This is a genomic window from Alcanivorax sp. HI0044, from assembly GCF_001634945.1.
Genome location: NZ_LWEZ01001850.1, coordinates 1 through 1102, shown reverse-complemented (window position 1 = coordinate 1102; position 1102 = coordinate 1). Strand labels below are relative to the sequence as shown.

Below are 1102 nucleotides of genomic sequence, written 5' to 3'. Positions count from 1 at the left end.
GATGCCCCCCACCAAAAGCAGCGCCATCAAGACAACAACATGGAACTTTCGCAAACGTTCTTCCCCTAACTTCACAATAACAATCATGAATAATGCTACGGTATGGCCAGTGAATCCCCACTGCTATAATCACGGTCCAACGACCAACGCGCAAGGAGTGCTACATGGGACGCCTGTTAAAAATTTTGCTGATCACTTTGTTTGCCATCATTGTGCTATTAGCTATTGCTGTTTTTGTGATCACGCAGGTGATTGATCCCAACGAGTTCAAGCCGGAAATCGAGAAACAGGCACAGGAACAGGCCAACCTGACACTGGACATTCAGGGTGACCTGGCCTGGCAATTCTGGCCCTCGCTGGGCGTGAGTCTTGGCCGCACCGAAGCCCGCATTGCCGATGACGAAGAACTGTTCGCCGCCCTCGACGAAGCCAGCGTCAGCGTTGCCGTATTACCGTTGCTGTACGGCCAGGTGGAAATGGACGGCATCACCCTGGCCGGCCTGAATGTAAACCTGGTGGACGGCCCGGACGGCGCCAACTGGGAGCAGATCGGCCCGCAGACGCCGGCAGAAGACACCGCCACTGAAGAAGAACCGGCGGCCGAAGACGAGGGCAGCAGCAGCCTGGACATTCCGCTGACCATTCCCAAAGTCGTGGTCAGCGACGGCAAGGTTCGCTACCGCAGCACCGCCGATGGCACCGACATCGTCGTCGAGCACTTTAATCTGAATGCCCAGGACGTGAACCTGGATGAACCCTTCCCGCTGCAGATGTCCCTGCGCTATCAGGACCAGAGCGACATGCGCGTGGACATGAATCTGGACACGGTACTGGCCGCCGATATCGACAATAACCATTTTGTCCTCAACCCGATGACACTGGATGCCAATATCGCCGGCGCCACCACCATGCCGGTGGATGTGCATCTGGAACAGAATCTGGATGTAAACCTGAACGAGGACACCGTCTCCATCAAGGACCTGCTGCTGCAAGCTGCCGGCACCGAGACCAAAGGCAACGTGGACATTAGCGCCCTCACCGGCGACATGCAGCTCAGCGGCAAGCTGGCCACCGCGCCCTTCGATGCCAACAAGGTGCTGGA

At 57.0% G+C, this 1102-nt stretch carries 1 protein-coding gene; it reads left to right on the top strand.

What is annotated here, in order from left to right; all coding sequences use genetic code 11:
• Positions 1-164: 164 nt before the first annotated feature.
• Positions 165-1102: AsmA family protein (locus A3730_RS27610; RefSeq protein WP_156501411.1), on the top strand; the 938-nt coding region annotated here is incomplete at its 3' end.